Annotated in this window: 16 protein-coding genes and 1 pseudogene; 9 read left to right on the plus strand and 8 right to left on the minus strand. The window is 74.0% G+C overall.

Translation table 11 applies throughout. The annotated features are described in order from the left end of the window. The first annotated feature begins 181 nt into the window (after nucleotides 1-181). Both HF526_RS23435 and HF526_RS23440 read left to right on the plus strand, forming a co-directional pair. Nucleotides 182-2,011 carry an ABC transporter ATP-binding protein gene (locus HF526_RS23435; protein ID WP_211177690.1) on the plus strand — a complete coding sequence of 610 codons (1,830 nt, stop codon included), beginning with the start codon at nucleotides 182-184 and terminating at the stop codon, nucleotides 2,009-2,011. After that, nucleotides 2,008-3,231, plus strand: coding sequence for an FAD-dependent monooxygenase (locus HF526_RS23440; protein WP_169383719.1), 1,224 nt, complete (start codon nucleotides 2,008-2,010; stop codon nucleotides 3,229-3,231). The genes HF526_RS23435 and HF526_RS23440 overlap by 4 nt, the downstream gene beginning before the upstream one ends. Nucleotides 3,232-3,249: 18 nt before the next feature. On the opposite strand, the gene HF526_RS23445 is transcribed toward HF526_RS23440, so the two are convergent. Both HF526_RS23445 and HF526_RS23450 read right to left on the minus strand, forming a co-directional pair. Then, nucleotides 3,250-4,401, minus strand: coding sequence for a cation:proton antiporter (locus tag HF526_RS23445; protein WP_169383720.1), 1,152 nt, complete (start codon nucleotides 4,399-4,401; stop codon nucleotides 3,250-3,252). A 97-nt stretch (nucleotides 4,402-4,498) separates the two neighbouring features. Next, on the minus strand, nucleotides 4,499-4,675 hold the full coding sequence (locus tag HF526_RS23450) for a hypothetical protein (protein ID WP_169383721.1): 177 nt from the start codon (nucleotides 4,673-4,675) through the stop codon (nucleotides 4,499-4,501). 197 nt (nucleotides 4,676-4,872) lie between these two features. On the opposite strand from HF526_RS23450, the gene HF526_RS23455 reads away from it, so the two are divergent. Continuing rightward, the gene (locus tag HF526_RS23455) at nucleotides 4,873-5,994 is read left to right on the plus strand and encodes an amidase family protein (RefSeq protein WP_211177691.1); all 1,122 of its coding nucleotides are present in this window, start codon (nucleotides 4,873-4,875) and stop codon (nucleotides 5,992-5,994) included. A 64-nt stretch (nucleotides 5,995-6,058) separates the two neighbouring features. After that, nucleotides 6,059-7,087, plus strand: a complete 1,029-nt coding sequence (locus tag HF526_RS23460) for a DUF6925 family protein (protein WP_211177692.1) — start codon at nucleotides 6,059-6,061, stop codon at nucleotides 7,085-7,087. A gap of 249 nt (nucleotides 7,088-7,336) precedes the next feature. On the opposite strand, the gene HF526_RS23465 is transcribed toward HF526_RS23460, so the two are convergent. After that, nucleotides 7,337-8,233, minus strand: coding sequence for an HAD-IIA family hydrolase (locus HF526_RS23465; protein WP_211177695.1), 897 nt, complete (start codon nucleotides 8,231-8,233; stop codon nucleotides 7,337-7,339). Between the two features lie 194 nt (nucleotides 8,234-8,427). Here HF526_RS23465 and HF526_RS23470 point away from each other — a divergent pair, with 194 nt between their 5' ends. Continuing rightward, nucleotides 8,428-9,201, plus strand: coding sequence for a hypothetical protein (locus HF526_RS23470; RefSeq protein ID WP_211177693.1), 774 nt, complete (start codon nucleotides 8,428-8,430; stop codon nucleotides 9,199-9,201). A gap of 31 nt (nucleotides 9,202-9,232) precedes the next feature. Here HF526_RS23470 and HF526_RS23475 read toward each other — a convergent pair whose 3' ends face one another. Together HF526_RS23475 and HF526_RS23480 are read right to left on the minus strand one after the other, a co-directional pair. Next, on the minus strand, nucleotides 9,233-10,054 hold the full coding sequence (locus HF526_RS23475) for an Fpg/Nei family DNA glycosylase (protein WP_169383723.1): 822 nt from the start codon (nucleotides 10,052-10,054) through the stop codon (nucleotides 9,233-9,235). Between the two features lie 3 nt (nucleotides 10,055-10,057). Beyond that, nucleotides 10,058-10,561: a ribose-5-phosphate isomerase gene (locus HF526_RS23480; protein WP_169383724.1), complete on the minus strand. Its 504-nt coding sequence runs from the start codon at nucleotides 10,559-10,561 to the stop codon at nucleotides 10,058-10,060. 36 nt (nucleotides 10,562-10,597) lie between these two features. Here HF526_RS23480 and HF526_RS23485 point away from each other — a divergent pair, with 36 nt between their 5' ends. After that, entirely contained in the window at nucleotides 10,598-11,248 is a 651-nt protein-coding gene (locus HF526_RS23485) for a DUF429 domain-containing protein (RefSeq protein WP_338051692.1), read from the plus strand. Between the two features lie 28 nt (nucleotides 11,249-11,276). On the opposite strand, the gene HF526_RS23490 is transcribed toward HF526_RS23485, so the two are convergent. Next, nucleotides 11,277-11,816 carry a DUF937 domain-containing protein gene (locus HF526_RS23490; protein WP_169383726.1) on the minus strand — a complete coding sequence of 180 codons (540 nt, stop codon included), beginning with the start codon at nucleotides 11,814-11,816 and terminating at the stop codon, nucleotides 11,277-11,279. Between the two features lie 198 nt (nucleotides 11,817-12,014). Between HF526_RS23490 and HF526_RS23495 the strand changes: the two genes are divergently transcribed. The 3 genes from HF526_RS23495 (at nucleotide 12,015) to HF526_RS37050 (ending at nucleotide 15,874) form a co-directional block, all read left to right on the plus strand. Then, on the plus strand, nucleotides 12,015-12,854 hold the full coding sequence (locus HF526_RS23495) for an MBL fold metallo-hydrolase (RefSeq protein WP_338051693.1): 840 nt from the start codon (nucleotides 12,015-12,017) through the stop codon (nucleotides 12,852-12,854). A 5-nt stretch (nucleotides 12,855-12,859) separates the two neighbouring features. After that, entirely contained in the window at nucleotides 12,860-13,519 is a 660-nt protein-coding gene (locus HF526_RS23500) for a thiaminase II/PqqC family protein (RefSeq protein ID WP_169383728.1), read from the plus strand. 288 nt (nucleotides 13,520-13,807) lie between these two features. Further along, on the plus strand, nucleotides 13,808-15,874 hold the full coding sequence (locus HF526_RS37050) for a prolyl oligopeptidase family serine peptidase (protein WP_211177694.1): 2,067 nt from the start codon (nucleotides 13,808-13,810) through the stop codon (nucleotides 15,872-15,874). Between the two features lie 6 nt (nucleotides 15,875-15,880). Here the strand turns inward: HF526_RS37050 and HF526_RS23510 are convergent, their stop codons facing one another. Both HF526_RS23510 and HF526_RS37515 read right to left on the minus strand, forming a co-directional pair. Then, entirely contained in the window at nucleotides 15,881-17,512 is a 1,632-nt protein-coding gene (locus HF526_RS23510) for a serine/threonine-protein kinase (RefSeq protein WP_169383729.1), read from the minus strand. 164 nt (nucleotides 17,513-17,676) lie between these two features. After that, nucleotides 17,677-17,925, minus strand: a pseudogene (locus HF526_RS37515) (transglycosylase family protein); the annotation flags it as partial. Nucleotides 17,926-18,142: the final 217 nt, after the last annotated feature.

Raw genomic sequence — 18,142 nt, forward strand, 5'->3', positions numbered from 1 at the left:
GGGGCGGCTGGCACTGATCGCTGAAGCCCACTGAGCCGACAAGGCCCACAGAACCGACGAACCGGCGGTGGCTCCACTCCCACGTGGAATGGGGCCACCGCCCGCGTCGGAGGCAGGCCGATAACAGGGGGGAACGCTCGTGTGGGAGGTCGTACGCTCGCTCGTACGCCCACAACCGGCCATGGCCGAAGGCCCCGTGGAGGTCTCCCCGTCGGTAGCGGTGCGCGACGTCTTCCGCCGGTTCTGGCCGGACGCCCGGCCGTTCCGCGGATGGTTGGCCCTCAGCCTGGTGCTCGTCGCGGTGGCCCCGCTTCTCGACGCCGCCGGCATCTGGCTGTTCAAGATCCTGATCGACGACGTGCTGACCCCGCGAGACTTCTCCCTGTTCCCGGTGATCGCTCTGGCGTTCGTCGGCTTCACCGTCGCCTCGGCGGTGGTCGGCTTCGCCGACACGTACCTGACGGTCTGGACCGGCGAGAACTTCCTGCACCGGGTCCGGACCCGGGTGTTCGCCCACCTGCAGACCGTCTCGGTGGCCTTCTTCGACCGCCGCCGCCTCGGTGACACCCTCAGCCGGCTGACCGGGGACATCGCTGCGATCGAGGCGCTGGTGCTCTCCGGTATCGCGCAGACGGCCTCGTCGCTGCTCAAGATCGTGGTGTTCGCCGGGGTGCTGTTCTACCTCAACTGGCAACTCGCGCTGGTCTCGTTGATCGGTATCCCCGCCTTCTGGCTCGCGTCCCGGATCTTCTCCCGCCGCATCAAGACGGCGTCCCAGGAGGTCCGCCGGCGCACCGGATCGATCACCACGGTCGCCGAGGAGAGCCTGGCGAACGCCACCCTGATCCAGGCCTACGGCCGGCAGCAGACCGAGATCGACCGGTTCACCAAGCAGAGCCTGGCCAGCGTCGCCGCGCAACTGGCCGTGACGCGGATCGGAGCGATGTTCGGTCCGTTCGTCGACCTGCTCGAACTCGCCGGCGTGCTCGCCATCCTCGGGGTGGGCATCTGGGAGCTGTCCGCGGACCGGATCACCCTGGGCGGGCTGCTGGTCTTCCTCGTCTATCTCTCGCAGCTCTACAACCCGGCCCAGAGTCTCGGCCAGCTGGTCAACGCCGTCTACGGCGCGGCCGCCGGCGCGGAGCGGATCGCCGACCTGCTCGACCAGCGTCCGGCCGTCGCCGCGCCCGAACACCCCGTTCCGCTGGAGCGGCCGAAGGGCCTGCTGGTCGTCGACCGGGTCGGCTTCCGTTACCCCGGCACCACCACCGACGTGCTGGCCGACGTCAGTTTCACCGCGTTGCCCGGACAGACCACAGCCCTCGTCGGCGCCAGCGGGGCGGGGAAATCCACCCTGACGAAGCTGCTGCTGCGTTTCTTCGACCCGACGAGCGGGCGGATCAGCCTCGACGGGCACGACCTGCGCGATCTCGACCCCATCCGGCTCCGGACCCACATCGCGATCGTGCTGCAGGAAACCCTGCTGCTCGACGGCACGATCGCGGAGAACATCCGCGCCGGACGCCCGGACGCCACCGGTGACGAGCTGGTCGCGGCCGCCAGCGCCGCCGACGCGCACGACTTCATCACCGCGCTGCCCGAGGGCTACGACACCCGCGTCGGGCAGCGCGGCCGGCTGCTGTCCGGCGGGCAGCGCCAGCGCGTCGCGATCGCCCGCGCCATGATCCGCGACGCGCCCATCCTGATCCTCGACGAGCCCACCACCAGCCTCGACGCCGAGGCCAGCCAGCGCGTCCTCACCCCGCTGCGCCGGCTCATGACCGGCCGCACCACCGTCGTCATCTCGCACAATTTGCTGACCGTGACCGAGGCCGACCAGATCGTCTACCTCGACCACGGCCGCGTCGCCGAGACCGGTACGCACGCCGAGCTGCTGACCAACGGCCGCGGCTACGCCCACCTGTACCAGCTACACCGCTCTCCGGCCGCGGCACGTCCACCGGGACCCGGACCGCTGTTCTCCGCTCATCCAGGAGGTGTCTCGACATGAAGATCGTCTGCGTTGGCGGGGGCCCGGGCGGGCTGTACTTCGCCATCTCGGCCAAACGGCGCGACGCCGGGCACGACATCACCGTCATCGAACGCGATCCCCCCGGGGCCACCTACGGCTGGGGCGTCGTGTACTGGGACAACCTGCTCGACATGCTGTTCCGCAACGACGCGGACAGCGCCCGCCGGCTCCGGGCGGCGTCCCGCCTCTGGGAGCAGCAGCAGATCCGGCTGCGCGGCCAGACCGCCTGGCTCAGCGGGTACGGGTTCAGCATGGGGCGCGGGACGATGCTCGACATCCTGACCCAGCGCGCCCTCGACCTCGACATCGACGTCCAGCACCGACGGTCCGTCGAGGACCTGTCCGACTTCGCCGACGCCGACCTGATCGTCGCCGCCGACGGCGCCGGCAGCCGGGTCCGCCAGCAGTACGCCGACGACTTCGGCACCCAGGTCGACCTCGGCCGCAACCGCTACATCTGGCTGGGCACGGACAAGGTGTTCGACAGCTTCGTCTTCGCCTTCGAGGACACCCCCGAAGGATGGATGTGGTTCCACGCCTATCCCTCGAGCGCGGGCATCAGCACCTGCATCGTCGAGTGCTCCCCGCAGACCTGGGAGGCCCACGGTTTCGACCACCGCGACGCCGAGGACGGCCTCCAGCTGCTGGAGAAGATCTTCGCCGGCCATCTCGAAGGCCACTCGTTCATCAGCGCCGCCCGCGGCGAGCCGGCACGGTGGCTGCGCTTCATGCAGGTGCGCAACACGACCTGGTACCACGACAACGTGGCGCTGATCGGCGACGCCGCGCACACCACCCACTTCACCATCGGATCCGGCACCCGGCTGGCCATGATCGATGCCGTCGGACTCGCCCAGAGCCTGTACAACCACGAGGATCTGCCCACCGCGCTGCAGGAATACGATCGCGTCCACCGCACCGAACTGCGCCCGACCCAGGCTGCGGCGCGCACCAGCATGGCGTGGTTCGAGAACGTCGACCGGTACACCGACCAGAACGCGACCGGGCTTGCCTATGCGATGGCGGCCCGGCAGGGCCAGCACCCACCATGGGTGTACCAGCACCACATCGCCACCCAGATCCCGGTGCTGCGCAGGGCACAGCACGCGATCGACTCGGCTCGGCGCCGGTACCTGGCCGTCCGGCGCGGTGAGGTCCCGTTCATCGGCGCCGAGCGGTCCGCCGCGTTGTCACGGTGACGGGTCCCGACCGCGCGTTCACTCCGTCGGCGGGGTGGCCATCCGTCGTCCCAGCAGCACCCCACCGACCGACGAGGTCGCGATCGTCGCCAGCACCGCGCTGACGATCGCGGCGGCCTGGCCGGGGTCGAGGAGACCTTGCCGGAACCCGATCGCGACCACCGCGGACGGCACGCCGAGCGCTGCGGTGGCGAGCAGTCCCAGCGCCACCGGGCGGCGCAGGACCAGCGCGACGAGCATGTGGACCACGACCGTGGCCAGCACCAGCCCGCCGAACAGGGCCAGCGCACGCGGCGATTCGAACAGCGCGGCGAATTGCAGCTGGGCGCCCAGCGTCACGAAGAACAGCGGCACGAAGAAACCCTCCGCAACCCCGACGAGTTGCTGCGCGAGCCGGTGCGGCTCCCCGGCCGCGGCCACGATCGCGCCCGCCGTGAAGCCCGCGATCAGGATGCTGGTGCCGAACGCCGTTGCCAGCGCGGCGAGCCCGAACAGCATGGCGAGACCGACCCGCAGGTCCAGCGCCCACCCCCGCGCCTTGGACATCTTGCGCAGCGTGCGAATCTCCTCGGTGCGCCGCAGCCGCCGCAGCACGACGAACACGACCACCCCGGCCAGCAGCACCAGGGCGGCGCCGGCGAGCACCCGGAGCAGCACGCCGGTGGCCAGCACGAGCGGCACCGCAAGCACCGTGACGATGTCGGTGAGGGTGATCCACGCCGTACCGAACGTGGCCACGGGAGTGGCCAGCACCTCGTCACCGAGACCCTGCAGGATCGGCATCGCCACCGCCGCCGACGACGTCGCCACGATCACGGCGAGCACGAGCGGACGGTGCGGTCCCACCACCGTCAGCAGGAACCCGGCCGGGACCGCCAGCACGAGCAGCAGCACGGTGGCGAGGGCGGCCGGCCGCAGCGAGCCGCGCAGGCCGGTGTCACGCAGTGGCAGACGGGTGCCGACCACGAACATCAGCATCGCGAAGCCGACCTCGGACAGGAACGCGACCGTCGGCTCGCCGGGGTCGATCCAGTTCAGCCCGGTGCGGCCGAGCAGAACGCCGGCGCCGATCTCGCCGACGACCAGCGGCACCCTGAACCGGGGCAGCGCGGCCAGCAACGGCCCGGCCAGCCCGGCCAGCACGATCAGCGCGAGTGCCCCGAAGCTCATCGCCGGCGGGACCGGGTCGCGGCGAACGCCTCGCGAAGCTTCATGCCGATGATGGTCCCGCGTGGGCAGCCGGAATTCGACGGCCCGGCAGGGGCCATCAGGCGGCGATGCGGTCCCGCTGCCTCGGCTCGATGCACTCCCACTGCCACTGCTCGGCCATCACACCGGAGCAGTCGGGACAGGAGACCTGGTAGCCGGCGGTGTCCGCAGCGGGCAGCTCCGCGTCGCCGCCGCAGTCCGCGCAGCCCCACCAGCCGATCGTGCTCGCATCCACCCGCCGATGATAACGACACCGCTGTAGTTCGCGCTGGATCCCCGAGACCCGCCGGCCATGACCGAGCCCTCGGTCTCCCGCTAACCTGATCGCGCACTCGTCAACGTTGTGACCAGTGGACAGGGGACTCTGCCGCCGCCGACGTCAGCCCGCACCTCGATCCGCTCCCGGCCTCGGCGGAGGAGATCCGCCGAGCAGTGGCCGGCAACCGGGCCACGGCCGAGGAGTTCGCCGGCGAAGCCCTGCGCCGCCACGCCATGACCGACGACCGGCTGCGCGCGTTCGTCGAGGTCACCGCCGATGCGGCGACCGCCGCCGCCCGCAGGGTGGATGCGGGGCTCGCTGCCGGCCACCCCGCGCCCCGGCTGGCCGGGGTGCCCATCGCGGTGAAGGGCCGCACCGGGATGCGCAGCGTGCAGACCCGGCGGCTGTGCGCCGCGGGCGCCGTCCCGATCGGTGTCACCTCGACTCCACGCGGGCCCGGCCCGCAGACCTGGGGGTACACCGACCGCGGGCCGACCAGGAACCCGTGGCGCGCCGACCTGTCGCCCGGCGGCTCCTCCGCAGGATCCGCGGCCGCCGTCGCGGCCGGCGTGGTCCCGCTGGCCACCGGCAGCGACGGTGCCGGTTCGACGCGGATCCCCGCGGCATGGTGCGGGATCTTCGGCTACAAACCCACCACCGGGCTGCTTCCCACGGCCGACCCGGCCGGGCTCACCGTGGCCGGCCCGTTGGCCCGCGACCCGCGCGACCTCGCCGCCTGGGCCGAGGTGGTGCTCGGGCCGCTGCCGACGGCGACGGCCCCGGTGACCGCGACGTGGTCGGCGGACCTCGGCCACGCCACCGAGCACCTCGACGACGAGGTCGTCACGATCGCCGGCACCGCCGCCGAGAGCCTGGTCGACGCCGCCGGACTGCGCTGGAGCGGCCGCCCCGTGCTGCTGGCCGATCCCAGCCGGGCGTGGACGACGCTGCGAGACGCCCAGGCCACCGCGGCGGACCGGACGGCCGCGGCCGGGTTGCGCGCGGACAACGACCGCCTGCTGACGGCGGTGTTCGCGGCCACCGACGTGCTGCTGACCCCGACCACGCCGGGCCGCCCGCACGGGCACGACGGGCCCGGTGCGCACATGAGCGTCGCGCTCACCTGGGTGTTCAACCTCTCCGGGCACCCGGCGATCAGCGTCCCGGCCGGCCGCACCGCCGACGGCGCCCCCGTCGGCCTGCAGATCGTCGCCCGGCACCGCGCCGACCGGCAGCTCCTGGAGCTGGCCCGGACGCTCGCGGCGGCCCGGATCGCCCCCGGTCCGGCTCGCTGAGGCGATCAGCCGGTTATGTCGGTCTCCCATTGCCGCCCGCCCAGCCGCCTGCGACCCTCGGCGAATGGCCGGCCCGACGACCCCGAAGCCCACCGACCCGGCGAACACTGCGGTCCGACAGCTCGTCGAGCTGGCGCTGGCCGACGCCACGGCCGGCTGGAGCATGGGCACGATCGGCGCGATCGCCGAGTTCGTCCGGGCGCCGGACGAACCGGCCTCCCGCGGGCCGAACAGCGTCGTCACCGCGCGCGGCGGAATCCGGCTCGTGTTGCCCGACGACGTCGAGGCCGTCGCCTACGAGACCCCGGCCGGCCCCGGCTCGCACTGGAACCACGCCGTCGCGTTCTGCCTGTCCGCCGCCACGGCCCGCCGGGAGACCCGCACCGTGCTGACCGAGCTCGGCCCGGACACCGGCGCGCTGCGCCCGCAGGACCTGCCCGGCGTGCTGTTCGACCTCGGCCTGGGCACCCCGACGGTCGACGCGTGCGTGCGCACCACGGACCCGGAGTTGCTCGCCGCGCTGCGTGCCGCCGCGGGGCGGCCGCTGTTCGAGACGGGGGCTCCCGCGGCGCTGGCCAGGCACAGCCCGCACCGGGTGTTCCTGACGGCGTGTGGGCGCGTCGAGGTGTTCACCCCGATCCCGGCGCCGAACGGGCGGTCTCCCGACGGCCCGCACACCCACCTGCTCCCGCACCTGCTGCGGGCCGGGCGGACGCATCCGGCCACCGCCCCGATCCCGGACGGCCTGGTGCCGTGTGCCCACCTCCATCCCGCGCACCCGGCAGTCGACGGTGCCGGCCGGCCCGTCCCGTTCGACCACCGTCGGCACGCCGCGTTCCAGCGGCTGCTCGCCACGTTCGGCGACCCGGTGCAGGGCGCGATCAAGGCGGCCGCCGTGGCCGCCGTCCGCGCGGGCGAGGGCCCCGACGGTGCCCTGGTGCCGTCCGACCCGCCGGGCCGGGCGGCACTGACCGTCGCGCTGCGCCAGCTCGCGCACACCGACGGGCCCTCCCCCGCGCTGGGCGCCTGGCGCCGCCGGCACGCGCCCACCCCCGACCTGCTCGACCCGGACGGCGACCGCGACGCCCGCTGAGCGGCGGGGACCGGGTGCGCCCTGTTCGGACCCGGACGTCCGGTAACACCGGGCCGCGGGCATCCGAGTGGAAGGACGGGTGGGCGGGGACCCGCTCGCAGCCGTCTCGGCACCGGCGTCGTTGGTGACATCGGCGGCCCGCACGCCGCGGCCGGGCCCCACTCACCCCGGCCGGCAGCACCCCTCCCTCCGCCGGCCCTCGGTCCACGCCGGTGTGCCCGCCGGCGTGGACCCCGGGAGACGCCGGTTCTAGGCCAGGTCCCGCGGGTCGTCGAGGTGGTGGGGGGCGGCCGGCATCCGACAAGGCTGATCGTCGCCCATCGTCCCGCGGTGGGGGCCGCCGTAGGCCCCGTCCAGCATGGCCGCGCCCCGCGGGGACGCACCGCGGGAGAAGTCCCAGATCTCGTCGACCAGTTCGGCGACGGATCCGACCACGCGGCTGGGGCGGTAGGGGAACCGGTCGATCTGCTCCGCCCGCATGATGCCGCTGAGCACGAGGACGGTCTGCATCCCGGCCTCGAGGCCGGCCACGATGTCGGTGTCCATCCGGTCGCCGACCATCACGGTGGTCTCCGAGTGCGCCTTCATCCGGTTCAGGGCGGCCCGCATCATCAGCGGGTTCGGCTTGCCGACGAAGTACGGCTCCACCCCGGTCGCACGGCTGATCAGGGCGGCGACCGAGCCGGTCGCGGGCAACGGCCCCTCACTCGACGGTCCGGTCGGGTCCGGGTTCGTGGCCACGAACCGGGCACCGCCCATGATCAACCGGATCGCCGTGGTCACCGCTTCGAAGCTGTACGTGCGGGTCTCACCGAGCACCACGTAGTCGGGGTCGGAATCGGTGAGCACGTAGCCGATCTCGTGCAGCGCCGTGGTGAGCCCGGCCTCGCCGACCACGTAGGCTTTGCCCTCCGGGCGCTGGTTGTCCAGGAACGCGGCGGTGGCCAGCGCCGAGGTCCAGATGGACTCGCAGGGCACGTCGATGCCGGTGTTGTGCAGTCGGAACTGCAGGTCGCGCGGGGTGTAGATCGAATTGTTGGTGAGCACCAGGAACGGGGTTCCGGTCTCCCGCAGCCGGGAGATGAACAGGTCGGCGCCCGGGATCAACCGTCCCTCATGGACGAGAACACCATCCATGTCGGTCATCCAGCAGTCGATCGACTTGGCGTCGGACACGCGGCGTCCCTTCAGCTCGGGGGCACCCGAGGGTAGCCCGCGCAGGCCAGTCCTAATCCCGTCGAACGGACGACGCGGTCCGGGGAACGTTTGATCCCTGATGGCCGTTCTCAGGACAAATCGGGCCGCCACAGCAGGCCCACATGTGGGGAGTGAGAAACCTGATGGGCACGATCGTGACCCTCGTGGTGCTGGTGGGCATCATCGCCGGCGTCGTGTGGCTGATCCGGCAGCAGAAGGCCAAGCAGGCACGCGAACTCGAGGACGCAAAGTCCGAGGCCCGGCGCTGGGTCGAGCGGCTCGGCGGCCAGGTCCTCAACCTGGTCGGCACCGACGAGGCCTCCAAGCAGGCGTTGGCCGACGCGGCCGAGCGCTACACCGCGGCCGGCTCGCAGCTCGACCAGGCCAAGAGCGCAGCCCAGGCCCGGCAGGTCACCGAGACCGCCTCGGAGGGTCTCTACTACGTGCGCGCGGCGCGCACCGCCATGGGCCTGGACCCGGGCCCGGAGCTGCCGGTGCTGCCCGGCCAGCGGCAGGCGGGTGCCGTCACCGAGAACCGGGACGTTCAGGTCGAGGGGCGCGAGTACAGCGCCTCGCCCAACCCGTCGGAACGCAACCGGCACTACTACCCGGGCGGCAGCGTCGCGGGCCGGCCGGTCCCGGCCGGCTGGTACTCCGAGCCGTGGTGGAAGCCGGCGCTGGTCGCGGGCGCGTGGGGACTGGGCTCGGCGCTGCTGTTCAGCTCCCTGTTCTCGGGGATGTCCGGGGCCGCCTACGCCGACGGGTTCGCCGACGGCGCGGCCATGGACGCCGCTGACGGCGGCTTCGACGGCGGCTTCGACGGCGGGGGCGACTGGGGAGGCGGCGACCCCGGCGACATGGGCGGCGACTGGGGTGGCGGCGACGTCGACTTCGGCGGGGGCGACGACTTCTTCTGATGCCGGCGCCTGCCGGGTCCGGCCCCGGTGATCAGCCGACGCGAGCCGGCGGCTGGCAGGTCGGGCACCAGAACAGGTTGCGGGCCGCGTGCGCGGCCTGCGCCACCGGCGTGCCGCACACCAGGCAGCCCAGCCCCGCCCGGCGGTAGACGTAGACCTCGCCGCCGTGCCGGTCCTTCCGGGCCGGCTCGCCGCGCCGCCGCGGATCGTGCTGCGGGCGCACGGTGTCGATCCGGCCCCGCTTGACGCCGTCGCGCATCAGCCCGACCAGATCGGTCCACATGGCGTCCCACACTTCCCGGGGCAGCGCACGTCCCGGCAGCTGCGGGTCGATCCCGTGCCGGAACAGCAGTTCGGCGCGGTAGACGTTGCCCACCCCCGCGATCACCGACTGATCCATCAGCAGCGTGGCCACCGGTGCGCGGGACCGGGAGATCCGCGCCCAGGCCCGCTCCGGGTCGGCGTCGCGGCGCAGCGGGTCCGCACCGAGCCGGCTGCGCAGCGCCACCACCTCGGCGTCGACCAGCAACTCGCACGCCGTCGGCCCGCGCAGGTCGGCGTAGTGGGTCGCGCCGACCAGGCGCATCCGCACCTGCCCCCGTGGTTGCGGGGCGGGCACCGGAGCCTCGTCGAACGTGCCGTAGAGCCCGAGATGCACGTGCACCACGAGATCGGGCCCGTAGTGGTGGAACAGGTGCTTGCCGTGCGCGACCGCGCGCAGCAGCACCCGCCCGTTCAGCAGTGCGGCCGACTCGGCGAAGGGGCCCTGCGGGCTCGACACCGCGACCGGGGCACCCCCGAACTGCTTGTGGTGCAGCCGCGCCAGCCGGTGCAGTGTGTGACCTTCGGGCATGTATCAGTGCTGGTCGGTGTCCTGCTCCGAGGTCTGGTCCGACGGCAGCGGCGGTGGCACCCGGGTGCGCTCGTAGTCGGCGAGCATCCCGATCCGGCGCAGGTGCCGCTGGTCGTTGGAGAACGGCGTGGCCACGAACGTCTCGGCGATCGCCGTGGCCTCCTCCACCGAGTGCATCCGGGCACCGATGCCGGCGACCTGGGCGTCGTTGTGCTCCCGGGCGAGCCGGGCCGTCTCGACACTCCAGGCCAGTGCGGCGCGGCAGCCGGGCACCTTGTTGGCGGCGATCTGCTCACCGTTGCCCGAGCCGCCCAGCACGAAGCCGAGGCTGCCCGGGTCGGCCACCGTCCGGATGGCGGTCGCGATGCAGAACGGCGGGTAGTCGTCGTCGGGGTCGTAGTGGATGGGGCCCACGTCGATCACCTCATGGCCCAGACTGGCCAGGTGCGCGAGCAGGTGGGCCTTGAGTTCGAAGCCGGCGTGGTCGGAACCGATGTAGACGCGCACGGCCCAGCATCCTGCCCTATCGCACCTGTCGCCGGAGTGGACGGGGTTCCCGACGGCTGGGTCGTCGCCCGGGTGCGCCCGGGTCACGTCGATTGGGAGGTGTGCGCCGACGCCGCCGCGGTGCTCGCCGCGACCGAGGACTGCGCGGCCGTCGGCGTCGACATCCCGATCGGCCTGCCGGCCGGCCGGGACCGGCGGGCCTGCGACGTCCAAGCCGCGCTACGGCTCGGACGGGCCCGTTCGTCGGTGTTCCCGGCCCCGCCGCGGGCGGTGCTCGCCGCCCCGTCCCATCCCGAGGCCTGCCGGGTGGCCCGCGAGCTCACCGGGCGGGCGATCAGCCTGCAGACCTTCCACATCGGACGCAAGATCCGGGAGTGGGAGGCGCTGGCCGTGCTGCCCGACCGGGTCGTGGAGGTTCACCCGGAGCTGTCGGTGCGCACGCTCGCCCCGGATGTCCCGTTCGCCCCGAAGAAGACCGCGCGCGGGGCCGGGCAGCGCATCGCGGCGCTGACCCGGTGGGTGGACCCGGCCGCCGCACTCGTCGACCTGCCGCCCGGCGCGCGCTTCGACGACGTGCTCGACGCGCTGGCGGCGTCGTGGTCGGCGTGGCGCTGGGCGCGCGGGGTCGCGGAGGTGATCGGCGACGAGGTGGACGCGCGGGGCAGGCCGATGCGTGTGGTGGTGTGACCCGGTTACCGGACGCGGCCGCCCGGGGTCAGTGGCGGCTGCCGCCCAGCAGCCCGCCGAGCAGGTTGCCGAGTCCGGCGCGCTCCGCCTCGCCCAGCACGTTGCCGAGCAGACCGCCCAGCCCGCCGGCCGGCGCCGCTGCGGGCGTCGCGCCGGCCGGCGCCGCGTGTTCGGTCAGGCTTTTGGCCAGCCACGACATGGCGATGGGTGCGAGCATCGGCAGCAGCTTGTCCATCAGCTCCTTGCCACCGGGGCCGCCGAGGTTACCCAGCTGGTTCACCACCTCGGGGCGGTTGTCCCCCAAGACGTGGTCGACGATCTTGTCGCCTTCCTGGGCGTTGACGTCGTGAAGATCGACACCGCCTTCGACCAGCCCGGGGTCGTGCTGCTGCACCGCGGAGGCGAAGGACTGGGCGCCTGCGGGGTCGGCGGTGTTGGCCTGGATGCCGCCCAGCAGGGCGGGCAGGGCCTGCCGGGTGGCCTGTTCGGCCGTCTGCGGATCGACGCCGAGCTTGCCCGCGAGTTCGTTCATCGGGATCTGGGACATGATGTCCTCGACTGCGCTCATCGCTCTGCTCCCTGGTCGGTGCGGGTGTGCGCGGTCCCCGAGGAGGGTATCGGCGGGCACCGGGCCACGACTCGGCCGATCGGTCGCCATGGCGGCCACCGGAGAGAGCCCGGACCGTCACTGCGGCCGGCCGGCGCCCCGGGTCGCCTCGCCGACGTCGCCGCGCCCCGGCTCGACGCCGGATCGACAATGGGCGGCGTGGACACCGACGCGGGACGCTGGGTCGAGGTCGGCGACGGCGTGCTGGCCCGCCGCTACACCGAGCTGGACCTGACCGTCGGGCTGGTCCTCGGCGGCGAGCGCGCCCTCGTCGTCGACACCAGGGGGGACGAGCGGCAGGGCGCCGAGTGGGCGGCGGCGGTCCGCGCCGTCACCGCCCTGCCGATCGAGGTCGTCCTCACGCACGCGCACTTCGACCACTGCTTCGGCACCGCGGCGTTCCTGCCCTGTCCGGTACACGCCCACCCGGCGTGCCGCGCCGCGATCACCGCCACCGCCGCCGCGCAGCGCGCCGAATGGGCTGCCTGCTACCACGAGCACGGCGACCCCGCCACCGCCGACGCCCTCACCGCGACCCGGCCGGTGTTGCCCGACCACCGGGTGGACCCGGCCGTCACGCTCGACCTCGGCGGGCGCAGCGCCGATCTGCGGTACCTCGGCCGCGGCCACACCGACCACGACCTCGTCGTGCACGTCCCGGACAGCGCGGTCGTCCTCGCCGGGGATCTTCTCGAGCAGGGTGCGCCACCCGACTTCGGCGACGCCTTCCCGGCGGACTGGCCGCACACGGTGACCGCGCTGCTCGCCCTGGGCCCGCGCACGGTCGTACCGGGGCACGGCGATCCGATGGATCCGGGCGAGGTCGCCGAGCAGCGCGATGCGCTCGCCGAGGTCGCGGCGCTGCACGCCGCCGTCGGGGCCCGCGAGATCGACGCCGGGACGGCCGAGCGCCGATCGCCGTACCCCGGCGTGCCGTGGTCCGGTGTCCCCCGAACGGCGACTCACCCTCCCGAAAAGGGCGACTCGCGGGCAGGGTGAGGGGCGTGACGGTGAGTGCGGAGTTGCGGGCGGCGACCGCGCCGGTGTGGGAGGCGGCGGTCGGCCACCGCTTCGTCGACGAGCTGTGGGGCGGCACCCTCCCCCGCGACGTCCTCACCCGCTACCTGGTGCAGGACCACCAGTTCCTCGACTCGTTCGTCGCGCTGCTCGGGGCGGCGGTCGCGGCGGCGGACCGGCCCGGGCCCCGGCTGCGGATCGCGCGCCAGCTGGGCATGGTCGCAGGCCCGGAGAACGACTTCTTCGACCGCGCGCTCGACGCGCTCGGCGTCGGGGAGCACGAGCGCACTCACCCCGGGCTGCTGCCGCCCACGACCGGGTTCCTCGCCCTGATGGACGAGGTGCGCGCGGACGCCCGTTACCCGGACATCCTCGCGGTGCTGCTGGTCGCCGAGTGGCTCTACCTCGACTGGGCCACCCGCCCGGGCGCCGAGCTGCCCGCCGGGTCGATCGACCGCGAGTGGATCGAGCTGCACAGCGGGCCGGAGTTCGAGCAGTGGGTCGCGTTCCTGCGCGCGGAGTTCGACCGGGCCGGTGAGGGCCTCGACGGCCCGGCCCGCGATGCCGTCGGTGCCCGGTTCCGCCGCGCCGCCGACCTCGAGCGGGACTTCTTCGAGGCCGCCTACCGGCAGCCGTCCACCGGCTGACCGGCCACCGGAACGGGCCGGGCGCGCGTCCTCCGAGTGTCGTCAGGTGACCTCGGGGAAAACCGGCTGTAACAACCGGCGCCTAGCGTCACCCGTATGTGCGGCCCGGACTTTCCCCGCGCCGGCGTCGTGGAGGGGAGATGCGTTTCGACCCGCCCTGCGTATGGACAGCACCGTGATGCTCGTGGACGATCCGGTCGATCGCCCGAACGGAGACTTCCCGGTGCCCGCGATCCGGCACCTGGAGGGGCCGCTGCCGGGCCGGCCCCGGACGCGGTGACCGACCCGGTGACGAAGGCCAGGGGCCCGTTCCGGGGTGACCGGCCGAACCGGAACAGCAGCCGGACCACGTCGGGCTCCACGGCGTTGTGGCAGGTGGCGCTGCCCGACGTGTGGTTGCAGGAGAGGGGGATCCAGATGGATGACGGTCACGACCGCGGAGTCGCCGTTGCGTTCGCCGACCGACGCCGGGCCCAGCTGGCGGGCGACGGCCCGGCCTCGGACGTGCTGTTCGGCGCGGCCTACAGCGATCCCGCCCCCTCCCCCGACGGGAAGATGCTGGCCTGGATCTCCGATCGGGACGGCCGGCCGCGGGCCTGGGTGGGAGCGCTGCCGCCCGCCGCCTCCGTCGGAACCGTCACCGAGCCCGACTGGCCGCTGCCCACCGAGCTCGACGACCCGGAGTTGCCGGCCGGCGACGTGCAGGCGCTCAGCTGGTCCCCCGACGGCGGCTGGCTGGCCTGCCAGCTCTCGCCCGGCGGCGGCGAGCGGACCCGGGTCCTGCTCGTCTCCCCCGACGGCGCACGACGGCGCGAGATCGCCCCGGACGCCGCGGCGGTGACGCTCGGGGCCTGGTCGCCGGGCGGGCGGCGGCTCGGCGTGACGATCTACCCACAGGGCCGGGGGGATGGCCTTGCCTGCCTGGTCGACCTGCGCGACGGCACGTCGACGGTGCTGGCCGACGGCCCCGCGGCGAAGGTCTGCACGATCAGCGGGGACGGCCGGCGCGTCGTCGTCCGGCTGGGCCGCCGCGGCGCCCGGCACCTGGAGCTGATCGACCTGCGCACCGGCCGGCGCACCGACCTGATCCCCGGCGGGGACGCGACCGTCGCCGACGCCCGGTTCGGGGTCACCGGCAGCCAGTTGTTCCTGCACACCGACGCCGGCCGGGAGCGGGCCGCGCTGCTGGGCGTCACGCTGGGCGATGGCGAGCCGTCGCTGGCCTACCCGGTCGCCGCCCGCGCCGACGACGACCTCGACCTCGTCGCGCTGGACCCGTCGGGCGCGCGAGCCGCGCTGGTCTGGAACGTCGACGGGCGCAGCGAGCTGGAGCTGCTGGACCTGCGCTCCGGGATGGTCGGGCCGCTGCCCGAGCCGCCCGGCGACGTCGTCAGCAGCGCGGCGTTCACCCGCGACGGGACGGCGCTGCTGCTGGCCAGCGAGGGCCCGACGGTGCCTCCGCAGCTGGCCCGGATCGGGCTCGACGCCTGCGTCCCCGCCCTGGAGGCGACCGTGCTGCTGCCCGCCGAACCACCCGAGCACCTGTGGGACGCCCTGAACGCGCTGGTCGGGCCGACGCTGCACGAGTTCACCGGCGAGGACGGGCTCACGCTGTCCGGGTGGCTCTTCCGGCCGCGCACGGCGCTCGGCGCCACCCCGACGCTGATCTGGCTGCACGGCGGGCCGGAGGCCCAGGAGCGGCCCACGTTCCAGCCGTTGTTCCAGGCGCTGGTGGCCGAGGGCATCGCGGTGTTCGCGCCGAACGTGCGCGGCTCCGGCGGCTTCGGGCGCAGCTTCACCCAGGCCGACGACCACGAGCGCCGGTTCACCGCGATCACCGACGTGCGCGCCGCGGTGACCTTCCTGACCGACTCCGGGCTGGCCGACCCCGCACGGATCGGGGTGGCCGGGCGGTCCTACGGCGGCTACCTGACGCTGGCCGCGCTGACCTGGTTCCCGGAGCTGTTCCGGGTGGGCGTCGACGTCTGCGGGATCGCCGACTTCGAGACCTTCTACGCCGACACCGAGCCGTGGATCGCCACGGCGGCGACGACCAAGTACGGCGACCCGGTCCGCGACCGCGAGATGCTGCGCGCGCTCTCCCCGATCCACGCCATCGAACGGGTCGGCGCGCCGCTGCTCGTGGTGCACGGCGCGCACGACACGGACGTCCCGCTCGGCGAGGCGGAGCAGGTCGTCGCGGCGCTGCGTGAACGAGGCGCCTCACCCGGGTTCCTGCTGTTCGACGACGAGGGCCACCAGGTGCGCGGCACTGCGAACCGGGCGGCGTTCGTCCGCGAGGTGGTCGGCTGGGTAGGCCGGAACCTGCAGGAGGTCGACTCCCGGACGGCGTGACCGGCGTCAGGCCCGGCTGAACGACTGCATGATCAAGTTGCCGTCGTTGCCCTGGCCGATGACGAACCGGTAGGGCTCGCGCGTCGTCGTCCCGTCCTGGCGCTGGAAGATGATCGTGGCCTCCACCGTGTTGTCCCCCACCGAGCGCGCCGACTCGACGTTGACCGAGCTCAGCCCCGCGTAGAAGCGCCGGAAGCCGTCGATCCCGCCCGACTGCGCCTGCGCGGCCGGGCTGAGCATCGCGAACGCGGCGTCGACGTTGCCCGGCAGCAGGCTGTAGTAGTTCTGCACGAAGGCGACGGCGTCACCGGGCGCGGCCGGCGGGTTGGCCGCCGACGTGGACGCGGAGGTGGGCGCCGACGTCGGCGCGGCGCTGGTCACCGGCGTGGTGGTCCGCGGCGCGGCGCTGGTCGCCGGCGCGGCGCTCGGGGCCGAGGCCACGCTGGTCGGAGCGGCGGGCAGGGCCGCCCCGGTCGACGCCGCCCCGCTCGACGAGGCGCGCACGATCCCGATCACGACGCCGATCCCGGCCACCAGCACCACGGCGAGCAGCCCCAGCAGGATCGGCGCGCGGCGCCGCCGCCGGGGGGACGGCTCCGCCGCCTCGCGAGCCGGCCCGGCTCCGCCGGCGGGCGGCGGCGTGGGGGGGCCGCTCTTCGCCGCGGCCGGAGCGTCGATCTCGGACAGCGTGCGCGGGGCCTGCGCGGACTCGGCGGCGCTCGCGGCGGACGGGGTGAACGGGCCGACCGGCAGCACCGCGGTGCCCGAGGCGCCCGGTGTGCCGCTGTCCGGCGCGGGCCGGCCGGCGGCGACCACGGCCAGCGCGTCGCGGGCCTGCGAGGCCGTCGGGCGCTGCTCGGGATCGTCGGCCAGCAGGCGCATGAGCAGCGCGGTCAGCGGCCCGGCCTCCGTGGGCGGGCGCACTGCCCCGGTGGCCACCTTGTGCAGCAGCGCGTAGGCGTTGTCGTCGAGGCCGAACGGCGGCGCACCCTCGACCGCCGCGTAGAGCGTGGCGCCGAGCGCGAACACGTCGGAGGCCGAGGTCGGCTGCTGGCCGCGGGCCACCTCGGGGGCGAGGAAGGCCGGGGTGCCGGCGATCATCCCGGTCCGGGTGAGCTGAACGTCGTCGACGGCCCGGGACACCCCGAAGTCGGTGATCTTGGCCCGGCCGTCCTCGGCGATCAGCACGTTGCCGGGCTTGATGTCGCGGTGCACCACACCCGCGGCGTGGGCGGCGGCGAGGCCGTCGGCGACCTGCTGGCCGATCGCGGCCGCCTCGCGCGGGGCCATCGGCCCCTTCTCGCCGAGCACCACGGCGAGCGACCGCGACGGCAGGTACTCCATGACCAGCCAGGGCCGGTCGTCGTGCACCACGACGTCGAACATGCTGATGACGTGCGCGTGCTGGAGCCGCGCGCCGATCCGGCCCTCGCGCAGAATGCGCTGGCGCGACTCCTCGAGCGCGTCACCCGGGCTGCTCGGCGACACCGCCGCCGCCAGCAGTTCCTTGATGGCGACGGTGCGGTTGAGCAGTTCGTCCGTTCCGCGCCAGACGGCGCCCATCGCCCCGGCGCCGATTCGTTCGTCGAGCCGGTAGCGGTTCCCGATGCGCGTGCCATCGGAATCGGACGGGCTCATGGAACTCCAGCGTAGGGCTCGCAGGGTGAACTCGGGGGCAGCGGAAGCACCATATTATCGATCGGAAAGGTGACGCCCGGCCCGGTGTCGATGATGACGCCACTCACCCTGCGCTGTCTCCCCCGCCTCGGGCGATCCGGCGGCCCGGCCGACCGGCGCCGGGTTCACCGCCGCAACCCGAGCTTGCGCGCGCACGCCGGCCAGAAACCATAGCCGCCGCGGTCGTCGCGCACCCGGGTGGCGACGGTGATCTGCTCCTCCCGGGTGGCCTGGTCGGCACGTGGGGCGAACTCGGCGCCGCCGTAGTCGCGCCAGGTCGCTGCGTCGAACTGCAGGCCGCCGTAATAGCCGTTGCCGGTGTCGATGGCCCAGTCGCCGCTGGACTCGCAGCGGGCCAGCCGGTCCCAGACGGGATCGGGGGGAGGTGGGGGTTCCCGCCGCGGCGCCGGCTCCGGCGGCCGCTGGCGGGCGGGTGCAGGTTCCCGGCTGCGACTCGGCGCCGGGGTGGGTGTGGCCGGGGTGGGTGTGGGGGCTGCGGAACCGCCGGCCGGTGGCGCGGTGCGCGGCGCAGTGGCGGGGCCGCGGGCGGTGCCGGACGAGGGATCGGCGGCGGCCACCGACCCGCCCGGC

The sequence above is a fragment of the Pseudonocardia acidicola genome, assembly GCF_012911935.1.
GTDB classification, from domain to species: Bacteria; Actinomycetota; Actinomycetes; order Mycobacteriales; family Pseudonocardiaceae; genus Pseudonocardia; species Pseudonocardia acidicola.